We start from the raw sequence: 20,230 nt of genomic DNA, 5'->3' as shown, positions 1-20,230 counted from the left end.
GAGCTGATCGTGCTAACTATTCCCTCTCCCGCTTGCGGGAGAGGGTTAGGGTGAGGGTAATCAACCAATCGCCCCCAACGAATCCTCGTTGCTCTGCTTCTTCGGCAGCAAGAACAGCGTGGCGGCGATATCCAGCAGATAAATCAGTGCCAGCAGCGTAATCGCCGCGGTGAAAGAGATATTGGTCGCCAGCAGGCCAATCACCAATGGACCAAATCCGCCCACGCCACGTCCCAAATTAAACAACACGTTCTGCGCCGTCGCGCGTGCCTGCGGTGGGAAGGTGTCGGAAATCAGCGCACCGTAGCCGCCAATCATGCCGTTTACAAACATCCCCATCAGCGCGCCGGTAAACAGCATCACCGTCGGATCGCGCAGCTGCGCGTACACCACCACCATCACCACCGCGCCGAACTGATACAGCAGGAAGATTTTCCAGCGCGCGAAGCGATCGGCCAGCACGCCAAACAGCCAGATGCCGAAGGTCATGCCCACCACCGTGACGGCGGTCCACAGGCCAGATTTGGTCAGGCTGAACCCGAAGTTGGATGACAGATAGCTCGGCATCCAGATCATCAATCCGTAGTAACCAAAATTCTGCACCGAGCAGAGAATGAAAATTCCCAGGCTGGCTTTGCTGGTGGCGCGGTCGGCAAACAGCAATTTAATGCGTGCGGCAAAGGAGAGCTGCGGCGTTCTCTCAACGTGGCGGGTAAAACTTTCCGGCTCGCCCATGCTGCGGCGGATCACAAACGACACCAGCGCCGGCAGCAAACCGACGAGGAACATGCCGCGCCAGCCAATCACGCTCAGCAGCGGCGGCGTGATAAAGGCCGCCAGAAGTACACCGAGCTGCCAGCCAATGCCAACCCACGCCGAGGCGCGGTTGCGCTTCTCTTTCGGCCAGGCTTCGGCAATCAGCGCCATGCCGATGCCGAACTCGCCACCCAATCCCACACCCGCCAGCGTGCGGTACGCCAACAGATCCCAATAGCCTTGCGCCACCGCACACAGGCCGGTGAACACCGAGAACACCAGAATGGTGACGGTAAGAATGCGGATGCGACCATAACGATCGCTCAGATGACCAAACACAATGCCGCCGATCACCGCGCCGATCAGCGTCCAGGTGACCAGCGAACCGGCCTGAGAAGGATCGAGCGCCAGCGAGACGCTGATCGCTGGCAGCATAAAACCAAGAATCAGCAGATCAAATCCATCCATCGCGTAGCCGCTGATCGCAGCCACCATGGCTTTCGCCGGTGTAATGGCTTGTTTTTTAGGAGTTGGGGAGGACATGTAACAGCACCTGGCAGAAAAAAGTGCGCCAAGTATAAAGAGAGGGAATCGCTGAGAACAGACAGAATTTAAGCAGGCAGCCCGTTAGCCACAGTGGCAACGGGCCGCCGACGCGTCAATCAAGAGGGTTTATTGCTGCCATCATCGCCCGACAGCAGTTCATCCAGCTTGTCGCCGCCCACATGACGGAAATCCTGACCTTTGACGAAATAGAAGATAATTTCGCAGATGTTCTGGCAGCGATCGCCGATACGCTCGATGGCGCGCGCGCAGAACAGCGCGGTCAGCACGCTTGGGATGGTGCGCGGATCTTCCATCATGTAGGTCATCAACTGACGCACGATGCCTTCGTACTCTTTATCCACCTTCTTATCTTCACGGTAGATTTTGATGGCTTCGTTGAGATCCATGCGCGCAAACGCATCCAGCACGTCATGCAGCATCTGCACGGTGTGATGACCCAGCGCTTCAAGGCTCACCAGCAGCGGCAGGTGCTGCTGGCTGAACTTCTCCAGCGCGGTGCGGCTGATTTTTTCCGCCACATCGCCAATGCGTTCCAGTTCAGAAATGGTCTTGATGATCGCCATGACCAGACGCAAATCGCTGGCGGTGGGCTGGCGTTTGGCGATGATGCGCACGCAGGCTTCATCAATCTCCACTTCCATCATGTTGACCTTCTGGTCGCCGTCGATCACGTGACGCGCCAGCTCGCCATCCTGGTTGTGCATCGCGGTGATGGCGTCCATCAGCTGCTTCTCAACCATGCCGCCCATGATCATCACTTGCGTGCGAATGTGCTCCAGCTCCGCGTTGAACTGACCGGAGATGTGTTTGTTCAGATTTAAATTATCCATGTGCGTCTCCTGAATCAGCCGTAACGACCGGTGATGTAATCTTCGGTCTGCTTCTGTGCGGGCTTAGTAAACAAGGTATCGGTATCGCTGAACTCAATCAGCTCGCCCAGATACATGAAAGCGGTGTGGTCAGAACAACGCGCGGCCTGCTGCATGTTGTGGGTCACGATCACCACAGTGTAATCCTGCTTCAGTTCGGTGATCAGTTCTTCGATACGACCGGTTGAGATCGGATCCAGCGCGGAGCAAGGCTCATCCAGCAACAACACTTCCGGGCGAATGGCGATGCCGCGCGCGATGCACAGACGCTGCTGCTGGCCGCCGGAGAGACTGTAACCGCTCTGATGCAGCTTGTCTTTGGTTTCATTCCACAGCGCGGCTTTGGTCAGCGCCCACTGCACGCGCTCATCCATATCGGCACGCGACAGCTTTTCAAACAGACGCACGCCGAAGGCGATGTTGTCATAAATCGACATCGGGAACGGCGTCGGCTTCTGGAACACCATGCCGACGCGCGCGCGCAGCAGGGCGATATCCTGATTGGAAGCCAGAATGTTATCGCCATCCAGCAGGATGTCACCTTCTGCACGCTGCTCCGGATAGAGCGAGTACATTTTGTTGAAGGTGCGCAGCAAAGTGGATTTACCGCAGCCTGATGGGCCGATAAACGCGGTCACCTGGTTTTTGGTGATATCCAGGTTGATGTTTTTCAGCGCGTGAAACTTACCGTAATAGAAGTTCAGATTACGGACCTGAATTTTACCGGCTGATGAAGTCACGTTACTCATTCTCGTCTCTCATAAGCAGCGCCGCCGAAGCCGCGCCGGGAAATTAGTGTTTGCCCTTGGCGAAAACCACACGCGCCACAATGTTCAGCAGCAGCACGCACACGGTAATAATCAGCACACCTGCCCACGCCAGGCTTTGCCACTCGGCAAACGGGCTCATGGCGAATTTAAAGATGGTGACCGGTAGGTTCGCGATCGGCTGCATCATGTCGGTGCTCCAGAACTGGTTCGACAGCGCAGTGAACAGCAGCGGTGCGGTTTCACCGGCGATACGCGCTACGGCCAACAGCACACCGGTGATGATGCCGGAAACTGACGCTTTCAGCGTAATCGCCGAAATCATCTTCCACTTCGGCGTACCCAGTGCATAAGCCGCTTCACGCATGCTATCTGGTACCAGACGCAGCATGTTTTCGGAGGTGCGGATCACAATCGGGATTTGCAGCAGCGCCAGCGCCACTACGCCGGCCCAACCGGAGAAGTGCTGCATCTGCGATACCACGATGGTGTAGACGAACAGGCCCACCACAATCGACGGTGCTGACAGCAGAATGTCGTTGATGAAGCGAATCACTTCCGCCAGCCAGTGTTTACGGCCATATTCCGCCAGATAGATCCCGGCCATGATGCCGAGCGGCGTTCCGACGATCGTCGACCAGAAAATCAGTAAACCACTGCCGACTAAGGCGTTGGCCAAACCACCGCCCGCGGTATTCGGCGGCGGCGTCGATTCGGTAAACAGCGACCAGCTTAAACCATCAACACCGCGCGTAATGGTGGTGAACAGAATCCACACCAGCCAGAACAGACCGAAAGCCATGGTCATCAGCGACAGCGTCAGGGCAATTTTGTTTTTGGTACTGCGCCACGCCTGCATTTTGCGGCGCGAGGCTTCCAGCTCAGCGCGAGCCTGAACTTCAATAGCGGTCATGAACGGGCTCCTTCACTCTTCGCCAGACGCAGGATCATCAGTTTGGAGATCGCCAGTACAATGAAGGTAATCACGAACAGGATCAGACCCAGTTCCATCAGTGCTGCCACGTGCACACCCGATTCCGCTTCGGCGAATTCGTTGGCCAGCGCCGAGGTAATACTGTTGCCCGGCATAAACAGCGAAGCGCTGTCGAGCTGGTAGGTGTTACCGATGATAAAGGTCACCGCCATGGTTTCACCCAACGCGCGGCCCAGGCCGAGCATCACGCCGCCAATCACGCCGTTTTTGGTGAACGGCAGCACGATGCGCCAGATCACTTCCCACGTGGTGCAGCCGATACCGTAAGCCGACTCTTTCATCATCACCGGCGTTTGTTCAAACACGTCGCGCATCACCGAGGCGATGTACGGAATGATCATGATGGCGAGAATCACGCCCGCCGCCAGAATACCGATACCAAATGCCGGGCCAGAGAACAGCGTGCCGACAATCGGGATAGTCGACATCACGTTACCCACCGGCGTCTGGAAATATTCGGCGAACAGCGGGGCGAAAACAAACAGGCCCCACATGCCGTAAACGATGCTGGGGATCGCCGCCAGCAGCTCAATGGCGGTGCCCAGCGGGCGACGCAGCCAACCTGGCGCCAGTTCCGTCAGGAACAGCGCGATGCCGAAACTCACCGGTACGGCAATGATCAAGGCAATAATCGAGGTGACGAGGGTGCCGTAAATCGGTACCAGCGCACCAAATTGTTCGTTTGGCGCATCCCAGGTTTTATTCCACAGGAAAGAGAAACCAAATTTTTGGATGCTTGGCCAGGAGGAGAAAATCAGGGAGACGATAATGCCGCCCATCAATAACAACACGATAAGCGCGGAGAGCTTCACCAGCGCGCCGAAAATCATGTCGCCTTGTTTACCGGGGGCTTTGAACGTCGGCTTAGTGGCAGCCATAGAATTCTCTGTTCTCAGGAGGATGTCAGGGCGGCACGCAGGCCGCCCATTGGGGTTGGCCAACCGTCTCGGCTGGCCAGGTAAATCTGTTACTGGTACAGCGCTTTACCGGAGCTATCTTTGATGTTCGCTTTCCACGCTGCACGAATCTGGTTAGCAACGCTTTCTGGCAGCGCGGCGTAATCCAGGTCGGTTGCGGTTTTGCTGCCACCTTTGTAAGCCCAGTCGAAGAACTTCAGCACTTCGCTACCTTTCTCCGCATTCGCCTGATCTTTGTAAATCAGGATGAAGGTGGTTGAGGTGATCGGCCATGCTGCATTGCCTTTCTGGAAGGTCAGATCCTGAGCAAAGGTTTTGCTCCAGTCTGCGCCTTTCGCGGCGTTCGCAAAGCTCTCTTCGCTTGGTGCGACCGCTTTACCGTCAGCATCAACCAGTTTGGTGTAGGTCAGGTTGTTCTGCTTGGCGTAAGCGTATTCCACATAGCCAATTGAACCCGGCAGACGCTGTACAAATGCGGCCACGCCGTCGTTACCTTTACCGCCCAGACCGGTCGGCCAGTTAACGGTGTTACCTTTACCGATTTTGCTGTTCCACTCTTCGTTCACTTTCGCCAGGTAGCTGGTGAAGACGAATGAAGTACCGGAACCGTCAGCGCGGCGAACCACGTTGATGTTGGAATCTGGCAGTTTCACGCCTGGGTTCAGTTTAGTGATCGCCGGGTCGTTCCACTTTTTGATGGTACCGAGGTAGATGTCGCCCACGGTTTTACCGTCGAGAGTCAGTTCACCTGATTTCACACCTGGGATGTTAACCGCCAGCACCACGCCACCAATCACGGTAGGGAACTGGAACAGGCCATTTTTCTGCAGATCTTCTTCTTTCATTGGTGCATCAGACGCACCGAAATCGACGGTTTTCGCGATGATTTGCTTCACGCCGCCTGAAGAACCAATACCCTGATAGTTGATTTTGCTACCAGTGGCTTGCTGGTACTCGGCTGCCCACTTGGCATAAACCGGCGCCGGGAATGTCCCGCCTGCGCCCGTCAGATCGGTTGCTGCAAAAGCAGAGACCGCGCTTACTGCGAAGGTGGCGGCGAGGATTCGGGCTACGGTGCTACGCATCAGTGTCATGTTCCCTCCAGGGGATTTAAAAAAATCAGGCTCAATGCCTTTTTAGTAGGAGTTAGTGATTGCTGCTGGAGGGAAAATAGGACAGTTTGATGACAGTGAAATGTACGAAATATGACAGTTATATGACAGCATGTAGAAATGAAGCGGGCCCATTGCGGGCCCACTCTTGTTACTGATTATTCAACGGTAACCGATTTCGCCAGGTTACGTGGTTGATCAACGTCGGTGCCTTTAATCAGCGCCACATGATACGAGAGCAGCTGTAGCGGCACGGTGTAGAAGATCGGTGCAATCACCTCTTCTACATGCGGCAGAGAGATGATTTTCATGCCATCGCTGTCGCTGAAACCGGCATCCTGATCGGCAAACACGTACAGCAAACCGCCGCGCGCGCGTACCTCTTCAATATTGGATTTCAGCTTCTCCAGCAGTTCGTTGTTCGGCGCGACCACGATCACCGGCATATCGGCATCAATCAGCGCCAGCGGGCCGTGCTTCAGCTCGCCCGCCGCATAGGCTTCGGCGTGGATGTAGGAGATCTCTTTCAGCTTCAGCGCGCCTTCCATAGCGATTGGATACTGATCGCCACGGCCAAGGAACAGCGCATGATGTTTATCCGAGAAACCTTCCGCCAGATTTTCGATCACTTTGTCCTGCGCCAGCATCTGTTCGATGCGGCTCGGCAAGGCTTGCAGCGCGTGCACAATTTCGTGCTCGATTTCGGCTTTCATGCCGTGCAGACGCCCCAGTTTCGCCACCAGCATCAGCAATACCGCCAGCTGCGTGGTGAAAGCTTTAGTCGAGGCAACGCCAATTTCGGTACCGGCTTTGGTCATCAGCGCCAAATCTGACTCGCGCACCAGCGATGAACCGGCCACGTTACAGATCGCCAGCGAACCGAGATAACCCAGCTCTTTTGACAGGCGCAACGCCGCCAGCGTATCGGCAGTTTCACCCGATTGTGACAGCGTGATCAGCAGGCTATTTTTACGCACCGCAGATTTGCGATAACGGAATTCCGAAGCGATTTCCACATCACAAGGCAGGTTGGCGAGCGACTCAAACCAATAGCGCGACACCATGCCGGAGTTGTATGACGTACCGCAGGCGATGATCTGAATATGCTCGACCTGGCTCAGCAGCTTTTCAGCATCCGGACCGAGCTCGCTGAGATCGACTTCGCCGTGATTAAAACGACCGGTGATGGTGTTTTTGATCGCGTTCGGCTGCTCGTAAATCTCTTTCTGCATGTAGTGACGATAGATGCCTTTGTCGCCGGCATCGTATTGCGCGGTCGATTCGATTTCGGCGCGCTTAGCCGTGTTACCGTCACGATCGATAATGGTGACTTCGCGGCGGGTGATCTCGGCAATATCGCCCTCTTCCAGATAGATGAAGCGACGCGTCACCGGCAGCAGTGCCAGCTGATCGGAAGCAATAAAGTTTTCACCCACGCCACGGCCAATCACCAGCGGGCTACCGGAACGCGCCGCCACCAGCAGCGACGGATCGCGGCTGTCCATGATCACCATGCCATACGCACCGCGCAGCTGCGGAATGACGCGTAGCACCACTTCACGCAGCGTGCCGCCCTGCTTCTGCTCCCAATGCACCAGATGCGCCACCACTTCGGTGTCAGTTTCTGAGGCAAAGTGATAGCCGCGCTCAAGCAACTGCGCGCGCAGCGGCTCATGGTTTTCAATGATGCCATTGTGCACGATGATGATGTGCTCAGAAACGTGCGGATGCGCATTGGCCTCCGACGGCTCACCGTGTGTCGCCCAGCGCGTGTGTGCGATACCGGTGCCGCCAATCAGCGGCTGCTGCTCTGCGGCTTCCGCCAGGTTCTGCACTTTGCCCAGACGACGCAGGCGCGTCATATGGCCCTGACGATCGACAACGGATAATCCCGCTGAGTCATAACCGCGATATTCAAGACGACGCAAACCTTCCAGCAGAATTTCTGCGATGTCACGCTGCGCTACTGCACCAACAATTCCACACATAGTAATTTCCTGACTTCATGGCTTTCGGCCATTGCGTTGTCATCTGACCTGATTTCCCCGAGCCTTGTAGAGAGTGGGGATATTTTTTTATGGCACTGCAAACAGGCCGATCGTTGTCGGCCTTTAAAATTTATTTTTTCTTAACAGGGCGCTGCCAGCCCGATTTTTGATTCTGCTCTTTACGGTTGTAGACCAGATCCGCCGCGGTGACATCTTTCATTACCGTGGTGCCGGCAGCGATAGTGGCGCCGCTCGCTACGGTTACAGGCGCTACCAATTGCGTATCGGAGCCGACAAACACGTTATCGCCGATGATGGTTTTGAATTTGTTGGCGCCGTCATAATTGCAGGTAATGGTACCCGCGCCGATATTTACGCCTGCGCCAATTTCCGCATCGCCAAGATAAGAGAGATGACCGGCTTTCGAGCCTTTACCCAGCGTGGCTTTTTTCATTTCAACGAAGTTGCCAACGTGCGCTTCTTCCGCCAGCTCGCTGCCTGGACGCAGACGCGCAAAAGGTCCAACCGTACAGGCGGCGGCTAGGGTGGCATCTTCGATCACCGAATAGGGACTGATTTCGCAGTCGTCAGCAATCACGCTGTTTTTGATGATGCAGCCGGCACCGATTTTGACGCGGTTGCCGAGCGTGACCTTGCCTTCGATGATCACGTTGGTATCGATCTCAACATCGCGGCCGTGTTGCAGCGAACCGCGCAGATCGAAACGCGCCGGATCGCGCAGCATCACACCCGCCAGCAGCAGCTTTTCTGCCTGCTCGCTTTGATAGACACGCTCAAGCGTTGCCAGCTGCAGGCGGTTGTTGACGCCGTCGGTTTCGCTGATGCGCGCCGGATGCACCGCATTGATCACGCGGCCTTCGTGGTGCGCCATGGCGATGATATCGGTGATATAGAACTCGCCCTGCGCGTTGTTGTTGTTGAGCTGCGACAGCCAGCGCTTGAGGTCGCCGCCGTTGGCAATCAGGATGCCGGTGTTAATTTCCTGAATTTTCAGCTGTTCTGGCGAGGCATCTTTCTGCTCGATAATGCCGGTCACCGTGCCGTTTTCACGCACGATACGACCGTAACCGGTTGGGTTATCCAGAACCACGGTGAGTAAACCAATGCCGCCCGCCGGTTTTGCATCGCGCAGACGCTGCAAGCTGGCCTGCGAAATCAGCGGCACATCGCCATACAGCATCAGAATATCTTCGTCATCGGCAAAGAAAGGTGCAGCCTGCTGCATCGCGTGGCCGGTACCGAGTTGTTCGGCCTGCAGCACCCAGTTGAGTGCGTTATGCGCTAACGTCGATTGCAGCAAATCTCCGCCGTGGCCATAAACCAGATGGATCTGCTGGGCGCCCAAACCGGTGGCGGCATCAATAACGTGTTGAACCATCGGTTTGCCTGCAAGGGTGTGCAGAACTTTGGGCAGGTCGGAATACATTCGGGTGCCTTTGCCAGCGGCCAAGATCACCACACTCATCGCGTTCGTAGACATAACTATCCTGATTCTCTTCAACTGTCGAAAGTGTAAGGTTTAACCCCGAGATTACTACATTTTTCTCGGGTCGAAATTAGCCGGGCTCAGCGCCAGACGCCAAATTTTGGGCAAAAAAAATGCCAACCCAAAGGGCTGGCATTTCGTGACGCATAAAGCCTGATTACATCGCTTTTTTGGTCAGCTCGATGACACGCAGTTTCGCGATGGCTTTCGCCAGTTCCGCAGAAGCCTGAGCATAGTCCACGTCGCCGTGGCTGCTGTTCATGTGCTCTTCTGCTTTACGTTTCGCTTCCAGCGCGCGCGCTTCGTCAAGGTCTTCACCGCGAATCGCGGTGTCGGCCAGAACGGTGGTGCTGCCAGGCTGAACTTCCAGCACGCCGCCAGAGAGGTAAATAAACTCCTCTTCGCCGTGCTGTTTCACGATGTGAATCATACCAGGCTTGATGGCTGTCAGCAGCGGGGCGTGGCCAGGACGAATCCCCAACTCACCTTCGCTACCTGACACCTGGATACGCTCGACCAGACCGGAGAACATTTGTTGCTCCGCGCTGACCACGTCCAGATGATAAGTCATAGCCATACCATTCCTCCTGGGAAACCTAAATTACAGTTTCTTCGCTTTTTCTACGGCTTCTTCGATAGCGCCGACCATGTAGAACGCCTGCTCTGGCAGGTGGTCGAATTCGCCTTCCATGATGCCTTTGAAGCCACGGATGGTGTCTTTCAGGGTCACGTACTTACCTGGAGAACCGGTGAAGACTTCAGCAACGAAGAACGGCTGAGACAGGAAGCGCTGAATCTTACGCGCACGTGCCACCAACAGTTTGTCTTCTTCAGACAGCTCGTCCATACCAAGGATGGCGATGATGTCTTTCAATTCCTGGTAACGCTGCAGCAGAGACTGCACGCCACGCGCAACGTCATAGTGCTCCTGACCCACGATCAGTGGATCCAGCTGACGGCTGGTTGAATCCAGCGGGTCAACGGCTGGGTAGATACCCAGAGAGGCGATCTGACGGCTCAGCGTAACGGTTGAGTCTAAGTGAGCAAAGGTGGTTGCTGGTGACGGGTCAGTCAAGTCATCCGCAGGAACGTAAACGGCCTGTACAGAGGTGATTGAACCAGTCTTAGTGGAGGTAATACGCTCCTGCAACACACCCATCTCTTCTGCCAGCGTTGGCTGATAACCTACCGCAGATGGCATACGACCCAGCAGTGCTGATACTTCAGTACCGGCCAGGGTGTAACGATAGATGTTGTCGATGAACAGCAGAACGTCACGGCCTTCATCACGGAATTTTTCCGCCATGGTCAAGCCGGTCAGTGCTACGCGCAGACGGTTACCCGGCGGCTCGTTCATCTGGCCATACACCAGCGCTACTTTATCGATAACGTTGGAGTCAGTCATTTCGTGGTAGAAGTCGTTACCCTCACGAGTACGCTCACCCACGCCAGCAAATACCGAATAACCTGAGTGCTCAGCCGCGATGTTACGGATCAGCTCCATCATGTTTACGGTTTTACCAACACCCGCACCACCGAACAGACCGACTTTACCGCCCTTAGCGAACGGACACATCAGGTCGATAACCTTGATGCCGGTTTCCAGCAGTTCCTGCGAGTTAGACTGATCTTCATAAGAAGGTGCTGCACGGTGAATAGAGGAAACCTCTACTACAGTGCCGTCGTCATTCTGCAGGTCGCCTTTCATGTCGATTGGCTCACCCAATACGTTCATGATACGGCCGAGGGTTGCTTTACCAACCGGAACCTGGATAGGTTTTTTCAGGTCAGTAACTTCCAGACCGCGCTTCAGGCCGTCAGAAGTACCCATGGCGATGGTACGAACCACGCCACCACCCAGCTGCTGCTGAACTTCCAGCACCAGACGAGCATCACCATTTTTCACCTCGAGAGCGCTATATACCTGCGGTACCGCGTCCTGAGGGAATTCGACGTCAACTACGGCGCCGATAATCTGGACAATCTTTCCAGCTGCCATCTTGAATCCTCTACCTAATACGAAAATACCCAGCCGCGCTCGCGCGACAGGATATATGCCTGGTTAAACCGCGGAGGCTCCCGAGACGATCTCGGTAAGTTCCTGGGTGATGCTGGCCTGACGAGCTTTGTTGTAAACCAACTGCAGCTCTTTGATCAGGTTTCCGCCGTTATCGGTTGCAGCTTTCATCGCAACCATACGTGCGGCCTGCTCACTGGCCAGGTTTTCCACCACACCCTGATAAACCTGCGATTCGACGTAACGACGCAGCAGGGTATCCAGCAGCGCTTTCGGATCGGGTTCGTACAGGTAATCCCAGGTCTTCGCCTTCATCTCTTCTTCACCTTCCGCTGGCGGTAACGGCAGCAGTTGGGTAATGGTCGGAGTCTGAGACATGGTGTTATTAAACTTGTTGGCAACGATATACAGCTTGTCGATGCGACCTTCATCATAGGCCTGCAACATCACTTTTACCGGGCCGATCAAATCAGAGAGTGCAGGCTTATCGCCCATACCGGTGACCTGTGCCACGATGTTGCCACCTACAGAGCCGAAGAATGAATTGCCCTTCGAACCGATAACGGCCAGATCGCTCTGTACGCCTTTATCTGCCCAGCCTTTCATATCTGCCAGCAATTTTTTGAACAGGTTAATGTTCAAACCACCACAAAGCCCGCGGTCAGTCGAAACGACCAGGTAGCCGACGCGCTTAACGTCACGCTCATCCAGGTAAGGGTGCTTGTATTCCAGATTACCCAGAGCAAGGTGACCAATCACTTTGCGCATGGTATCTGCATACGGACGGCTGGCCGCCATGCGTTCCTGCGTTTTACGCATTTTGGAGGCGGCGACCATTTCCATCGCTTTGGTGATCTTCTGCGTATTTTTTACGCTTCCGATCTTACTACGTATTTCTTTTGCGCCGGCCATTAGCTTCTCCTCAAAGCCTTGCGGCCTGCCTTTTCAGACAAGCCGCCAGACATTACCAGGACTGGGTTGCTTTAAACGTTTCGAGGAGGCCTTTCAGCTTCTCTTCGATTTCGTTATTGAAGTTACCCGCTTGGTTGATTTCAGCCATCAGCTCAGCGTGATCGCGATCCGCGAACGCCAGCAGAGCGGCTTCGAAGCTGCCGACTTTCGCCAGTTCAACATCGTTCAGATAGCCGCGCTCAGCAGCAAACAGCACCAGACCCTGTTGCGCGACTGACATCGGCGCATACTGTTTCTGTTTCAGCAGCTCGGTCACTTTCTGACCGTGGCTCAGCTGTTTACGCGTTGCATCGTCCAGATCGGAAGCGAACTGAGAGAACGCAGCCAGTTCACGATACTGTGCCAGCGCGGTACGAATACCACCGGACAGTTTCTTGATGATCTTGGTCTGTGCAGCACCACCAACACGGGATACCGAGATACCCGGGTTAACGGCTGGACGAATACCTGAGTTGAACAGGTTAGATTCCAGGAAGATCTGACCATCAGTAATCGAGATTACGTTGGTCGGAACGAACGCAGAAACGTCACCCGCCTGAGTTTCGATGATTGGCAGTGCTGTCAGAGAACCGGTCTGGCCTTTCACTTCACCATTGGTGAAGCGCTCAACGTAGTCAGCGCTAACGCGTGATGCACGCTCCAGCAGACGAGAGTGGAGATAGAACACGTCGCCAGGGAATGCTTCACGACCTGGTGGACGGCGCAGCAGCAGAGAAATCTGACGGTAAGCAACAGCCTGCTTAGACAGGTCATCGTACACGATCAATGCATCTTCACCGCGGTCACGGAAGTACTCACCCATCGCACAACCGGCGTACGGTGACAGGTACTGCAGTGCTGCAGATTCAGAAGCAGAAGCGACAACCACGATGGTGTTAGACAGCGCGCCGTGCTCTTCCAGTTTGCGAACTACGTTAGAAATGGTTGACGCTTTCTGGCCAATCGCAACGTAGACACACTTGATGCCTGAATCGCGCTGGTTGATGATGGCGTCGATTGCCATTGCAGTTTTACCGGTCTGACGGTCACCGATGATCAGCTCACGCTGGCCACGGCCGATTGGAATCATCGCATCGACAGATTTGTAACCGGTCTGAACAGGCTGGTCTACTGACTGACGGTCGATAACGCCCGGTGCAATCACTTCAACAGGCGAGAAGCCGTCGTTTTCGATTGCGCCTTTACCGTCGATCGGTGCACCCAAGGTGTTCACCACACGGCCCAGCAGGCCACGGCCAACTGGAACTTCTAAAATACGACCCGTACATTTTACTTTCATGCCTTCCGCGAGGTCAGCATACGGGCCCATCACTACTGCACCAACCGAGTCACGCTCGAGGTTCAGTGCGATAGCGTAACGGTTGCCCGGCAGGGCAATCATCTCACCCTGCATCACATCGGCCAGGCCGTGTACGCGGATGATACCGTCACTTACAGAAACAATAGTACCTTCGTTGTGAGCTTCACTCACGACATTGAACTGAGCAATGCGCTGCTTGATCAGTTCGCTGATTTCGGTGGAATTCAGTTGCATATGCTCCAGTCCCCTTAAGACTGCAAGACGTCTGCCAGACGATCAAGACGGCCGCGTACGCTGCCATCAATGACCAGGTCACCCGCACGGATAACCACACCTGCCATTACAGACTTATCAATTTTGCAATTCAGCTTAACTTTACGTGACAGACGTTTTTCCATCGCGGCGCTGATTTTAGTCAGCTGACTGTCACTCAGCGTGCTGGCAGAAATCACATCAACTTCGGCTGTCGCTTCATAAGCGTCACGCAGTTGAATGTACTGAGCCAGTACGGCTGGAAGCGCTGTCAAACGTCCGTTTTCGGCCATTACCTTAATCAGGTTCTGGGCGTTTTCATCAAGTTGATCGCCACAAACTGCAATGAAAGAAGCAGATAACGCTTCCGGTGCAAGCGCACCGGAAAGAAGATCTGCGATCTGTTCGTTGCGAGCCACTTCTGCGGCAAACGCCAGCATTGATTGCCAGCGATCGATGCTTTGATGCTCAACAGCAAAGTCAAAAGCTGCTTTGGCGTAGGGGCGAGCTACAGTAATCAGATCAGACATCAGCCCCTCCCTCCTTACAGTTCAGCGACCAGTTTATCAACGATGTCGCTGTTAGCAGCTTCATCCACGGAACGTTCGATGATTTTCTCGGCGCCAGCTAATGCCAGCAACGCGACTTGCTTACGCAGCTCTTCACGGGCACGCGAACGCTCGGCATCAATTTCTGCCTGCGCCTGTGCCACGATGCGGTTACGTTCAGTCTCAGCTTCGGTTTTCGCTTCGTCCAGAATCTGGGCACGGCGTTTGTTCGCCTGCTCGATAATGACCTGAGCGTCTTCTTTCGCTTTTTTCAGCTGGTCGGTCGCATTGGCCTGCGCGAGATCTAAATCTTTCTTCGCGCGCTCAGCAGAAGCAAGGCCTTCAGCAATTTCTTTCTGGCGCTTTTCGATGGCAGCCATAATCGGCGGCCATACGTACTTCATGCAGAACGCGACAAACAGAATGAACGCGATGGCCTGGCCGAGGATTGTTGCATTAATGTTCACAGCACAATGCCTCTTATTAAGTTAACTTGCTCTGCCGCTATCAGAGATAAACGGCAGAATCCGTCCCTCATCACACCAGGTGCCATGAGTGAACAAGGCTACCAGGTTTAAGCGACAGCAAACATCACGTAGAGACCCAGACCTACAGCGATCATCGGGATTGCATCCACCAGACCCATTACAACAAAGAACTGCGTACGCAGCAGAGGGATCAGATCCGGTTGACGCGCGGCGCCTTCCAGGAATTTACCTCCGAGGATGCCGATACCGATCGCAGCACCGATTGCCGCCAGGCCCATCATCACAGCGGCAGCCATGTACAGCAGATCCATATTCAGGTTTTCCATGACAGTCTCCAGTTTGTTTCAGTTAAAAGCTTAAGTGTTGAGATAAAAATCAATGTTCTTCAGATGCCATCGACAGATAGACGATCGTGAGGACCATGAAAATGAAAGCCTGCAGCGAAATGATCAGGATGTGGAAAATGGCCCAAGGCACATTCAACAACCACTGCGACCACCACGGCAGCAAGCCGGCAATCAGGATAAAGATCAACTCACCCGCATACATGTTACCGAACAGTCGCAGACCCAGTGAAACAGGCTTGGACAGCAGGCTAACACCTTCAAGAATCAGGTTAATGGGGATGAAGATCGGGTGATTAAAAGGCTGCAGCGTCAACTCTTTGGTGAAGCCGCCAATGCCTTTCATTTTGATGCTGTAGAACAGAATCAAAATAAATACGCCCAGCGCCATAGACAGCGTGATGTTCACGTCTGCAGACGGCACGACGCGCAGCGCCGGCAGGCCTAAATAGTGCTCGCCGATAAACGGCAGCAAATCGATAGGCAGCAGATCCATGAAGTTCATCAGGAAGACCCAGACGAAAATCGTCAGAGCCAGCGGGGCGATAAGTTTGCTTTTACCGTGGTACATGTCGCGCACGTTGTTATCAACGAAGCCGACAACCAGTTCGATAGCCGCTTGTAATTTCCCTGGAACACCGCTGGTAGCGCTTTTCGCCACTTTACGGAACAACACCAGGAAAATCAGTCCCAGCACCACAGAGAAAAACATGGAATCGATATTTAATACCCAGAACGTCGCGGGAGCGTCGTGCGGATTCACCAACTCGAAAGTACGCAGGTCCAACTGAAGGTTATTCAGGTGGTGACCTATGTATTCTTGCGGAGTAGAGATTTCTCCAGCAGCCATGATGCCTCTTACCCTTTGTTGTTAATTACAGCCGGAGCGACGATCTGCACCACCAGCACCGATAACCACGTGATTGCGAGTGGCCAGAAGACCGCTCCAAACACACCCAACGCCACCGCGAGGAAAATGACGGTTGTGAACACCTTCAACACTTCACCGAGGGCGAAGCTCCAGGCAACACGTCCTTTCGCAGGCGTTTGATCCTGCAGGCGCCAGGCCAAAAACATAAACAACACGTTCGGCAGCCAGGCTGCCACTCCACCCGCGAAGGCGGAGGCGCCCCAGGTAACCTCTTTCAGGGTAAAGAGCGCACCGATGATGACAAAGGTCACCAGCTGAATGATCAGCACGGCCCGGGCTAATTTCACACTGTAAAGAGACACTGACATGACGCTGAACTCTCCTGCCCCGAACGGGGTATGTCGCGTGTCGTATAAGACTGCCTTTACTCATTTGAGTCAAGCAGCAAAAGCCGTGCAAATTATACGGGCGCCACCTGCGATTTCAATCGGTAAGTAGCGAAAAGGTGAACAATTATTTAAATTTCTTTCTGAAGGGCTATTTTTCAAAACATCGTCTTTAGGCAATGTCTGACTTAAATGCTGAAAATGCCCGATCGACTTGCTTTTAAAGCGTGCTTTAGATCACATAATAAACAAGGAATGCCTGACTGAATTTGTATCAGACAAGATTTATAGGATTTCAAATACGCCTAAAGCATCAATAAATCAGTGCATTAAATTTATTTATTAGGTGATGCACTACGATTTTCGAGAAAAACACTCTATTGACATCATGCGCTGCAATAAAAACGCAAAACTGATATTACGCACGCCAATTTATTGCAAAGTTATATTTTCCCCAGTGATTATTTGGTTGGGTAAATACACGCAATAAAGTGATCTAAGTGATAATGAAATGTGAAATGTTCGTTAAATGTAACAGAGCTTTTCGGATAATTTCCGTCGGAGTTGTTAACTCGCTCGCCCTGCCCTGCTAAATAAAAGCGTTTACCTAAAAGTGTTCAATCGCTGCTTTTTCGTTCAGTGAAAAGACGAAGGCAAACGGCATGAACTGGCTTAAATCCATACCGTTTAAAAGGCTATTGGCGGGTTATCACCACCAGATGACGTTCACCATCCAGTTCGGGTACCTGCAGCGGTTGAATTTTCTCTACTGTAAAGCCTGCGGGTAATGCAGCAATTTCATCATCCGGACGCACGCCTTTCAGGGCATAAAAGCGACCTTCAGGGCTCGGCAGATGATGGCACCAGTTCAGCATATCTTCAAGTGACGCAAATGCACGGCTGATAACACCATCAAATGGCGGCTCAGACGGGAACTCTTCAACGCGGCTCTGCACTGGCGTGACGTTAGTAAGTCCTAACTCATGTTGTACCTGACGCAGGAAACGCACGCGTTTGCCAAGGCTATCCAACAAGGTGAAATGCGATTGCGGGCGCACAATGGCCAGCGGAATACCCGGTAAGCCCGGACCGGTGCCCACATCAATAAAGCGTTCGCCCTGCAAATGTGGCTCAACCACCACGCTGTCGAGAATATGGCGCACCAGCATCTGCTGCGGATCGCGCACCGATGTCAGGTTATAGGCCTTATTCCACTTATGCAGCAACTCAACATAGCCAACCAACTGCTGTTTTTGTTGATCGGTAAGGGAAATGTTTGCCGCATTGAGCAGCGAGGAGAGTTTGTTGATCACGACGAGAATTCCATTAACGGGGGCGAGTTGCCTCGCCCCAAAGTCTATCAGGCGCTTTTACGCAGCAGGCCCTGTTTTTTCAGGTAAATCAGCAGAATTGAGATTGCCGCAGGCGTGATACCCGAAATACGCGAAGCCTGGCCGATGGACGTCGGTTTGTGATCGTTGAGTTTGGCGATCACTTCATTCGACAAGCCATTCACCTGACGATAGTCGAGCTCAACAGGCAACAAGGTGTTTTCATTACGCAGCTGGCGATCAATCTCTTCCTGCTGACGCGCAATGTATCCTTCGTATTTCACCTGAATCTCCACCTGCTCAGCGGCTTGCTCATCAGGCAGTGCCGGACCGTAGCTGGCGAGTGACGTCAGCAGCGGATAGGTCATCTCTGGACGACGTAGCAGATCTTCACCGCTGGCTTCTTTGGTAAGCGGCGCGCTGATCACCGCGTTCACTTCAGCCACGTTATCCGATTTTGGATGCACCCACAGATCGCGCAGACGTTGACGCTCCTGCTCAATCGCTTCCAGTTTCTGGTTGTAGCGCGCCCAGCGTGCATCATCAACCAGACCGAGTTCGCGACCGGCTTCGGTCAAACGCAGATCGGCGTTATCTTCGCGCAGCATCAAGCGGTACTCCGCGCGCGATGTAAACATGCGGTACGGCTCTTTCGTGCCAAGCGTGCAGAGATCGTCAACCAGCACACCGAGATAAGCCTGATCGCGGCGTGGCGCCCAGCCTTCTTTGTCGGCGGAAGCGCGTGCTGCGTTCAGACCAGCCAGCAAACCTTGCGCTGCCGCTTCTTCGTAGCCGGTGGTGCCGTTGATCTGGCCAGCAAAGAACAGGCCGTGGATAAATTTGCTCTCCAGCGTCGGTTTAAGATCGCGTGGATCGAAGAAGTCATACTCAATAGCATAACCCGGACGGATGATCTTCGCGTTTTCCAGTCCTATCATCGAACGTACGATCTGCATCTGTACGTCAAACGGCAGGCTGGTGGAGATACCATTCGGGTAGATCTCGTTGCTGGTAAGGCCTTCCGGCTCCAGGAAGATCTGATGCGCGTTGCGATCGGCAAAGCGCATCACTTTGTCTTCGATCGACGGACAGTAACGTGGACCAATACCTTCAATGATCCCGGCATACATCGGGCTGCGATCGAGGTTATTGCGGATCACATCATGCGTCTGTTCGTTGGTGTAGGTGATCCAGCACGGCACTTGTTGAGGATGCTGTGAAACCTTGCCCATGAACGAGAACACCGGCATCGGATTATCACCGTGCTGCGGTGTTAGCACCGAAAAATCAATCGAGCGTGCGTCAATACGTGGCGGCGTACCGGTTTTCAGACGATTTACGCGCAGCGGCAGTGCACGCAGGCGTTTTGCCAATGGGATTGATGGCGGATCGCCTGCACGGCCACCGCTGTAGTTATCCAGGCCAATGTGGATTTTGCCATCGAGGAAGGTTCCAACGGTCAGCACCACGGTTTTGGCGCGGAACTTCAAGCCCATTTGCGTTACCGCACCGACGACACGATCGTTTTCCACAATCAGATCATCAACCGCCTGCTGGAAGATCATCAGGTTCGGCTGATTCTCCAGCGCAGTGCGTACCGCCTGGCGATACAGTACACGGTCAGCCTGAGCACGGGTGGCACGAACGGCGGGGCCTTTGCTCGCGTTTAGTATCCTAAACTGGATACCTGCCTGGTCAATTGCCGTGGCCATCAAACCGCCTAAGGCATCCACTTCCTTCACCAGATGTCCTTTCCCGATGCCACCGATCGCCGGGTTACAGGACATTTGTCCAAGCGTATCAATGTTATGGGTGAGTAACAGGGTTTGCTGACCCATTCGGGCTGCGGCCATCGCGGCCTCGGTGCCCGCATGACCACCACCGATTACGATGACGTCAAAAGGATCTGGATAAAACATGAAGTGGGTCCTCGTTAATGTTTCGGACAGGGATCGTTGCCCTGGGCGGTGGATTCTACTGAAATAATGTCGGCGGCGAAAGTCGCGGGATCCTGAGATTTAAAAGAAAGGATCTTAAGTCTTTTATATGATCTCTCTGTTAGATCTACTATTAGGATCGCACCTTGCTGTTGATAACCTCGAAAAGCGCAGGCTTAACAGCAGATTAGAGAAGATCATTAGCTGTGAATGATCGGTGATCCTGATCCGTATAAGCTGGGATCAAAATAGCGACTTATACACAGGTCAAAATAGAATCAACCGTTATTCTTTGGATAACTACTGG

19 protein-coding genes are annotated in these 20,230 nt (G+C 53.8%); all 19 read right to left on the bottom strand.

Annotation, left to right across the window (positions count from 1 at the left end; all coding sequences use genetic code 11):
• Window positions 1-60: 60 nt before the first annotated feature.
• A complete protein-coding gene (locus tag AC6I8A_RS00095) occupies window positions 61-1,299 on the bottom strand; it encodes an MFS transporter (RefSeq protein ID WP_265301388.1) in 1,239 nt (412 codons plus the stop codon).
• Window positions 1,300-1,418: 119 nt separating this feature from the next.
• On the bottom strand, window positions 1,419-2,153 hold the full coding sequence (gene phoU / locus AC6I8A_RS00090) for a phosphate signaling complex protein PhoU (RefSeq protein WP_007893583.1): 735 nt from the start codon (window positions 2,151-2,153) through the stop codon (window positions 1,419-1,421).
• 14 nt (window positions 2,154-2,167) lie between these two features.
• Window positions 2,168-2,941: a phosphate ABC transporter ATP-binding protein PstB gene (gene pstB, locus AC6I8A_RS00085; RefSeq protein WP_007893584.1), complete on the bottom strand. Its 774-nt coding sequence runs from the start codon at window positions 2,939-2,941 to the stop codon at window positions 2,168-2,170.
• Window positions 2,942-2,984: 43 nt separating this feature from the next.
• Complete coding sequence (gene pstA / locus AC6I8A_RS00080; RefSeq protein WP_008106705.1) at window positions 2,985-3,872, bottom strand: phosphate ABC transporter permease PstA; 888 nt, start codon at window positions 3,870-3,872, stop codon at window positions 2,985-2,987.
• Window positions 3,869-4,831 (bottom strand): phosphate ABC transporter permease PstC, encoded by a 963-nt coding sequence (gene pstC / locus AC6I8A_RS00075; RefSeq protein WP_256697888.1) that lies wholly within the window; start codon window positions 4,829-4,831, stop codon window positions 3,869-3,871. Before pstC ends, pstA begins: the two co-directional genes overlap by 4 nt.
• Window positions 4,832-4,920: 89 nt before the next feature.
• A complete protein-coding gene (gene pstS / locus AC6I8A_RS00070; RefSeq protein WP_008106709.1) occupies window positions 4,921-5,964 on the bottom strand; it encodes a phosphate ABC transporter substrate-binding protein PstS in 1,044 nt (347 codons plus the stop codon).
• Window positions 5,965-6,140: 176 nt separating this feature from the next.
• Window positions 6,141-7,970, bottom strand: coding sequence for a glutamine--fructose-6-phosphate transaminase (isomerizing) (gene glmS / locus AC6I8A_RS00065; RefSeq protein ID WP_497817834.1), 1,830 nt, complete (start codon window positions 7,968-7,970; stop codon window positions 6,141-6,143).
• A gap of 130 nt (window positions 7,971-8,100) precedes the next feature.
• Window positions 8,101-9,471 (bottom strand): bifunctional UDP-N-acetylglucosamine diphosphorylase/glucosamine-1-phosphate N-acetyltransferase GlmU, encoded by a 1,371-nt coding sequence (gene glmU / locus AC6I8A_RS00060; protein WP_497817833.1) that lies wholly within the window; start codon window positions 9,469-9,471, stop codon window positions 8,101-8,103.
• A gap of 163 nt (window positions 9,472-9,634) precedes the next feature.
• Entirely contained in the window at window positions 9,635-10,054 is a 420-nt protein-coding gene (locus AC6I8A_RS00055; RefSeq protein ID WP_008106717.1) for a F0F1 ATP synthase subunit epsilon, read from the bottom strand.
• A 24-nt stretch (window positions 10,055-10,078) separates the two neighbouring features.
• Complete coding sequence (gene atpD, locus AC6I8A_RS00050; RefSeq protein WP_008106718.1) at window positions 10,079-11,476, bottom strand: F0F1 ATP synthase subunit beta; 1,398 nt, start codon at window positions 11,474-11,476, stop codon at window positions 10,079-10,081.
• Window positions 11,477-11,539: 63 nt separating this feature from the next.
• Entirely contained in the window at window positions 11,540-12,406 is an 867-nt protein-coding gene (gene atpG, locus AC6I8A_RS00045; protein ID WP_007893596.1) for a F0F1 ATP synthase subunit gamma, read from the bottom strand.
• A 52-nt stretch (window positions 12,407-12,458) separates the two neighbouring features.
• The gene (gene atpA / locus AC6I8A_RS00040; protein ID WP_497817832.1) at window positions 12,459-14,000 is read right to left on the bottom strand and encodes a F0F1 ATP synthase subunit alpha; all 1,542 of its coding nucleotides are present in this window, start codon (window positions 13,998-14,000) and stop codon (window positions 12,459-12,461) included.
• Window positions 14,001-14,014: 14 nt separating this feature from the next.
• Window positions 14,015-14,548, bottom strand: a complete 534-nt coding sequence (atpH, locus tag AC6I8A_RS00035) for a F0F1 ATP synthase subunit delta (RefSeq protein ID WP_008106723.1) — start codon at window positions 14,546-14,548, stop codon at window positions 14,015-14,017.
• A gap of 14 nt (window positions 14,549-14,562) precedes the next feature.
• The gene (gene atpF / locus AC6I8A_RS00030) at window positions 14,563-15,033 is read right to left on the bottom strand and encodes a F0F1 ATP synthase subunit B (protein ID WP_007893603.1); all 471 of its coding nucleotides are present in this window, start codon (window positions 15,031-15,033) and stop codon (window positions 14,563-14,565) included.
• Between the two features lie 107 nt (window positions 15,034-15,140).
• The gene (gene atpE, locus AC6I8A_RS00025; protein ID WP_003849523.1) at window positions 15,141-15,380 is read right to left on the bottom strand and encodes a F0F1 ATP synthase subunit C; all 240 of its coding nucleotides are present in this window, start codon (window positions 15,378-15,380) and stop codon (window positions 15,141-15,143) included.
• 49 nt (window positions 15,381-15,429) lie between these two features.
• Window positions 15,430-16,248 carry a F0F1 ATP synthase subunit A gene (gene atpB, locus AC6I8A_RS00020; RefSeq protein ID WP_007893608.1) on the bottom strand — a complete coding sequence of 273 codons (819 nt, stop codon included), beginning with the start codon at window positions 16,246-16,248 and terminating at the stop codon, window positions 15,430-15,432.
• A gap of 8 nt (window positions 16,249-16,256) precedes the next feature.
• Window positions 16,257-16,637 (bottom strand): F0F1 ATP synthase subunit I, encoded by a 381-nt coding sequence (gene atpI / locus AC6I8A_RS00015; protein ID WP_008106725.1) that lies wholly within the window; start codon window positions 16,635-16,637, stop codon window positions 16,257-16,259.
• A 713-nt stretch (window positions 16,638-17,350) separates the two neighbouring features.
• On the bottom strand, window positions 17,351-17,968 hold the full coding sequence (gene rsmG / locus AC6I8A_RS00010; RefSeq protein ID WP_256697885.1) for a 16S rRNA (guanine(527)-N(7))-methyltransferase RsmG: 618 nt from the start codon (window positions 17,966-17,968) through the stop codon (window positions 17,351-17,353).
• A gap of 47 nt (window positions 17,969-18,015) precedes the next feature.
• Window positions 18,016-19,905, bottom strand: a complete 1,890-nt coding sequence (gene mnmG, locus AC6I8A_RS00005) for a tRNA uridine-5-carboxymethylaminomethyl(34) synthesis enzyme MnmG (protein WP_497817831.1) — start codon at window positions 19,903-19,905, stop codon at window positions 18,016-18,018.
• Between the last annotated feature and the right edge of the window lie 325 nt (window positions 19,906-20,230).

This window comes from Pantoea sp. X-Soil-ISGK-275 (genome assembly GCF_059730795.1).
The sequence above is the reverse complement of the archived record's forward strand: the minus strand, read 5'-3'. Positions and strand labels throughout refer to the sequence as shown.

What these genes read in the sequence shown, in the direction of transcription:
- AC6I8A_RS00095 (WP_265301388.1), bottom strand. Translation starts at nt 1,299, where the DNA reads ATGTCCTCCCCAACTCCTAAAAAACAAGCCATTACACCGGCGAAAGCC.
- phoU (WP_007893583.1), bottom strand. Translation starts at nt 2,153, where the DNA reads ATGGATAATTTAAATCTGAACAAACACATCTCCGGTCAGTTCAACGCG.
- pstB (WP_007893584.1), bottom strand. Translation starts at nt 2,941, where the DNA reads ATGAGTAACGTGACTTCATCAGCCGGTAAAATTCAGGTCCGTAATCTG.
- pstA (WP_008106705.1), bottom strand. Translation starts at nt 3,872, where the DNA reads ATGACCGCTATTGAAGTTCAGGCTCGCGCTGAGCTGGAAGCCTCGCGC.
- pstC (WP_256697888.1), bottom strand. Translation starts at nt 4,831, where the DNA reads ATGGCTGCCACTAAGCCGACGTTCAAAGCCCCCGGTAAACAAGGCGAC.
- pstS (WP_008106709.1), bottom strand. Translation starts at nt 5,964, where the DNA reads ATGACACTGATGCGTAGCACCGTAGCCCGAATCCTCGCCGCCACCTTC.
- glmS (WP_497817834.1), bottom strand. Translation starts at nt 7,970, where the DNA reads ATGTGTGGAATTGTTGGTGCAGTAGCGCAGCGTGACATCGCAGAAATT.
- glmU (WP_497817833.1), bottom strand. Translation starts at nt 9,471, where the DNA reads ATGTCTACGAACGCGATGAGTGTGGTGATCTTGGCCGCTGGCAAAGGC.
- AC6I8A_RS00055 (WP_008106717.1), bottom strand. Translation starts at nt 10,054, where the DNA reads ATGGCTATGACTTATCATCTGGACGTGGTCAGCGCGGAGCAACAAATG.
- atpD (WP_008106718.1), bottom strand. Translation starts at nt 11,476, where the DNA reads ATGGCAGCTGGAAAGATTGTCCAGATTATCGGCGCCGTAGTTGACGTC.
- atpG (WP_007893596.1), bottom strand. Translation starts at nt 12,406, where the DNA reads ATGGCCGGCGCAAAAGAAATACGTAGTAAGATCGGAAGCGTAAAAAAT.
- atpA (WP_497817832.1), bottom strand. Translation starts at nt 14,000, where the DNA reads ATGCAACTGAATTCCACCGAAATCAGCGAACTGATCAAGCAGCGCATT.
- atpH (WP_008106723.1), bottom strand. Translation starts at nt 14,548, where the DNA reads ATGTCTGATCTGATTACTGTAGCTCGCCCCTACGCCAAAGCAGCTTTT.
- atpE (WP_003849523.1), bottom strand. Translation starts at nt 15,380, where the DNA reads ATGGAAAACCTGAATATGGATCTGCTGTACATGGCTGCCGCTGTGATG.
- atpB (WP_007893608.1), bottom strand. Translation starts at nt 16,248, where the DNA reads ATGGCTGCTGGAGAAATCTCTACTCCGCAAGAATACATAGGTCACCAC.
- atpI (WP_008106725.1), bottom strand. Translation starts at nt 16,637, where the DNA reads ATGTCAGTGTCTCTTTACAGTGTGAAATTAGCCCGGGCCGTGCTGATC.
- mnmG (WP_497817831.1), bottom strand. Translation starts at nt 19,905, where the DNA reads ATGTTTTATCCAGATCCTTTTGACGTCATCGTAATCGGTGGTGGTCAT.